This is a genomic window from Palleronia sp., from assembly GCF_042089775.1.
Lineage (GTDB): Bacteria > Pseudomonadota > Alphaproteobacteria > Rhodobacterales > Rhodobacteraceae > Palleronia.
In genome coordinates, this window is record NZ_JBELKF010000174.1 from 1 (window position 1) to 4,048 (window position 4,048).

Here is a 4,048-nt window from a genome sequence, read left to right on the forward strand (position 1 = left end):
ACGATGCCTCCCGTTACTCCGCGCTTGTCGAGGCACTGGCCTCCGTATGGTCGCGAAAGGATCGTATTGCGAATGACCTCGTCCGACCGCCTGTGTGGAAGGGCGCGGCGCTTTCGATCCGGACAGATTGATTGGCCGAGACTCAAGCGAAGAGGCCCGCCCTATGTAGGCGGGCCCCGTCTTTCTAAGTAAAGCGAACTTTACTGCAGGCGATCGTAGTCGAAGATTTCCATTTCGCCGGTCTCTTCTGCGGCGTAGGGCATATCATAATACGGCGAACCGGCGCCCCAACCGTATCCGGCACCATAGCCGTAATACGGGTAGGCCCGGTACCCAGGCCCGAAGGCCGTGTTCGGCTGGACGACGACCGCTGCCACCTGTCCGTCCTGAAGAATCAGGTCGTTGACGTAGCCATAGGCGCCGTAGGTATCGCCTTCCTGCGTACGGGCGTAGTCGCCGATCAACTCAGAGGCGCGCCAGGCACGAACGGCATTGGCGTCATCGACCCCTGCCACCGCTTCCGATTCAGCGGTGTCGGCCAGAAACGCCTCTTGATCGAACCCGTAGTCGCCGACGGTTTCTTCGGTCACGGGAACGATGATTCCGTCCTCGGCTTCAGTCATCGCGACCTGGTCGAAGGGAACGCTGACGTGCGTGTCACCGATGTCCCAGAAGCCGCCCACTTCTGCCACGATGGACAGGATCTGGCCGTCGGAACCGATGATGATGTCTTCGACGTCGCCGATCTCTTCGCCATCCTCGCCATAGACTTCCATCTCGTCGATGAAGTCTTCGGCGCTGTAGCCACTTGCGTAGAGGTCGTCATAGTTCCAGCCGGCGAGGGAAACCACTTCAGCGCCGAGCACTTCTCCGCTCATGCCGTTCGACAACGATGCCGCCTGAACCTCGTCGTATTCTGCCTCAGTAACGGCCATGTCGTCATCAGCATCGTAGATGTCGTAGAGGCCTTCGGCGAACCGATCGCTTCCAAGTTCGCCATCGCCGGACCACTCCGAGTAGATGTCGGACCCGGCGAGGCCGGTCGCGAACTCGTCCTCGGTCAGTTCGGCATCGGCATTCTGATCAAGATCATCATACGCAACCTCATCGTAATCGCCGAACCACGAACTCCATCCCTGACCATACTCCGATTCGGTCAGCACACCGTCCGCATCGGCGTCCCACGTGCCATAGACGCCGCCGTAGAATTCGTTTTCTCCGATCATCTGGTCCGCATTCGCGTCCCAGGACATGAACACTTCCTGACCGAAGGCTTCGAATTCGGCTGAAGTCAGCTCGAGGTTGCCGTCCTGATCTATGTCGCTGTAGCTCCATGTCGCTTGAGCCAAAGCTGGCGTCGAGACAGCCAGTACGAGGGCCATAGCAGTGGAAGATGCTTGAATTGTTCGTTTCATGTCTGCTCCTTTAGCGTATCGGAAGCGCAGCGACGATATATGACTGCCCTGCGGCGAGTGTACCCGGTCAACAGACTTTACGAGCGCCTGGTTCCGGTCGGAACGCTCACATCGACAGGAGCCGCACGTGCTGAATACGGAATACGCAGCGGAGTGTGGCGGCCGTCTTGGTCGAGGCAATGGCGCGTTCGCGAAGCATCGCCTGCTCACCGCGGGAAGTTTGGCGGCCTCGGGATCCTCGGCACGGTGGTGATGGTCGTCACGGTGACGGTCGCGTCGGTCATCGTCCCGCAGCATAACTGAGTCTCCGAGACGATCAGCGACCTTGCCGCCGGACCCCTGGAGTTCATCACCGACGCGGCGCTCTACTGCTTTGCCGCGGCACTCGTCGCGACATCGATGGCGGCGCATCACGCCCATCTCGGCCGCGCATACTGGTCTGTCGGCGCGGTCTCTATGGCCGTTCTCGGGGCGATCGTCACGGTCATCGCGGCGCGCGACGAGTACGGCGACGGCGACCACGTCGGGATCACGATCCACACCGAACTCGTCTATGCCCTCGGCATTCTGTTTCTCATCGCGATGTTAGAGCCCGTCGATGCTGGTCGGGAGAAAGAAGAAGACCGGGGATAGAAGACCCCAGGCCTCACCGAGCAGGATAAAGGTCAGCTTGAGTCTTGGGTGGTGCCGCCCGGTCCCGCTCGCCATGCCGATGAACGTGGCCTTGGCCTGATCGCCAGCACGTTCGTGATCTGCCTGTCGTGGATGTTCCTCCGGCGGGGCATCATCGGGATCCCCTATCGGTAGCGCTGGCTCGCCGCCCCGGGACGCGTATGTCGCGGAAGGGCTCGAAGCCAACTTGCGGCGGCGCAGCGGCACCTGCCCAGGTCGCCAGTGTCTTCTGAGCCTCGCGGACGAAGCGGCCACACCGAAGTCGGCTTTACTCGCCCGCAATCCTCAACACATCTGGTAAGGGGCGTGAAGCCGGCAGCACCCGCGGCGGCATCCACCTTTCGCCTTCGCTCGGGCAGAGGCTTTGTCCGCTACCAGCTTTTCCTTCGATAATTTCCGCGCCTGCAGAAAAGTTCCGACTTTCTCCATCTTGATCCGGTTGGAGTGTTGTTATGAGGCCCACTGTTGTTGAAGATCTGCAAGCCGCCCGCAAGGTCGTCGTGCGTATAGTTCAGGCGCGAGACGATGGAGCAAAATTGCTGCCCCTGGTCCTGGCGCTCGAAAGGCTTATCGCTGATAGGCAAGGACTGAGCGATGATCTTGCCCGGATTCTGGGCGAGGTGGCCTGAGATCGAGGTGTTGCCCGCCCAGTTTTGACATCGTAACGCCGGTTAGTCACTCTTGGGTTCCCGGGCTGCTTCTGGAGCGCGCCCTCCGGAAGCAGCGCAGCGGGCCGTTTACTTCGGGCGCCGCTGGGCGCTACGTGGCCAGCGCATTCCTCATCTGATCGACCATCTCCACCCCATGGTCGATCTTCCGCACCATGAGAAAGACGTTCCCCGTGGTGCGGGCCCAGATCGTCCCGATGGCGTTCTTCTCCCTGGCCTCTGGTGCGCCGATCAGTTGCTCGCCCTTGTATTCCACGACGCAGATGCGGCCGTCCCGAAGCTTTGCTACGAAATCAGGCTAGAAGCGCCGGCCGACACGGGGCAGGTAGAACAAGTGCGGATGTCGTGCCACATTTCGGACCCAGACCTCGCTCTCACTAAGGCTGTCGAGGTTCCAGGCACACTGGAATTCCTCGCCGTTCAGGTCTCCGTCGATGAGAGGGGCTCGGTCAGCGCCGAGTAGGTGACGGTTGAACCGAAAGGCGCCGATCGTCTGTGTCGGCACATCCTGGTAGATCGTGTCGTCGAACCTAACCACGCGGCTCTCGGACCAGGTCGGTTTCGCCTGATCATCGAACAAGGCCATCTAGTGCGCCCGGGTCTTTTCCTCCTCGCGGATTGCCTGGATCTTCCACCGGATGCGCGCCGGGATCTGGTGCTGCCAGTCGTTCAGGGTGCGGATGCCGATCTCTCTGTTCGCGACGAGATCCGCAACCACGGCGGCGATCCACGGTAGCATCTCGGCGTGAGAAATGTCCGGCACCCGACATTCACGCTCAAGCCATTGCACAAGCGACGCCTCAAGGTCCGCATCCGACGGAGCATGCAGGCCGGACAGTATCGGCTGCTCTTCCGTGATCCGGCTGTAGACCAGCTTCTCCCCCTCGAAGTCGATCTCGATGACGTCCTGGGACCGGTGGAAACCCAGCTCCTGCTCGGTCAACTGCGCCGGATGACGATCCAGGGACCAGTCGACGCTTTCCATTATGGCGCCGGTCTCAGCGAAGAAGGTCTCGCCCTCCATCTCCACCAGAAGCTGGGGAATCTCGATGACATGACCCTTCTGAGCAAGCGTGCGGCTGGTTTCCACAGTCGCCCGATGCTTCTCAAGCTGGGCGTCGAAATGCGCGTGATCCTCCTCACGCGCGATCTCGCGCACAGTCTGGGCGACCTCGTCTGTCACCTCGCCCTTCACGCCAACAATCAACGTGCCGTCATCGCGCTGGATGCAGGTCATGTTGACAAATGGCGGAGCCAGAGGCGGATCGAAGTGATGTCGATGAATCCCGGGAA

6 protein-coding genes are annotated in these 4,048 nt (G+C 60.9%); 2 read left to right on the forward strand and 4 right to left on the reverse strand.

The features are described 5' to 3' along the window. Nucleotides 1–200: 200 nt before the first annotated feature. Nucleotides 201–1,712, reverse strand: coding sequence for a PRC-barrel domain-containing protein (locus tag ACFDS3_RS19385; protein ID WP_375263980.1), 1,512 nt, complete (start codon nt 1,710–1,712; stop codon nt 201–203). 18 nt (nt 1,713–1,730) lie between these two features. On the opposite strand from ACFDS3_RS19385, the gene ACFDS3_RS19390 reads away from it, so the two are divergent. Both ACFDS3_RS19390 and ACFDS3_RS19395 read left to right on the forward strand, forming a co-directional pair. Next, nucleotides 1,731–2,048 (forward strand): hypothetical protein, encoded by a 318-nt coding sequence (locus tag ACFDS3_RS19390; protein ID WP_375263985.1) that lies wholly within the window; start codon nt 1,731–1,733, stop codon nt 2,046–2,048. Between the two features lie 491 nt (nt 2,049–2,539). Beyond that, entirely contained in the window at nt 2,540–2,716 is a 177-nt protein-coding gene (locus tag ACFDS3_RS19395) for a hypothetical protein (protein ID WP_375263981.1), read from the forward strand. Between the two features lie 130 nt (nt 2,717–2,846). Here ACFDS3_RS19395 and ACFDS3_RS19400 read toward each other — a convergent pair whose 3' ends face one another. The 3 genes from ACFDS3_RS19400 to ACFDS3_RS19410 all read right to left on the reverse strand — a co-directional run. Next, complete coding sequence (locus ACFDS3_RS19400) at nt 2,847–3,011, reverse strand: hypothetical protein (RefSeq protein WP_375263982.1); 165 nt, start codon at nt 3,009–3,011, stop codon at nt 2,847–2,849. Nucleotides 3,012–3,053: 42 nt separating this feature from the next. Then, on the reverse strand, nt 3,054–3,341 hold the full coding sequence (locus ACFDS3_RS19405; protein ID WP_375263983.1) for a hypothetical protein: 288 nt from the start codon (nt 3,339–3,341) through the stop codon (nt 3,054–3,056). Next, a partial coding sequence (locus tag ACFDS3_RS19410; RefSeq protein ID WP_375263984.1) for a hypothetical protein occupies nt 3,342–4,048 on the reverse strand: 707 nt, incomplete at its 5' end.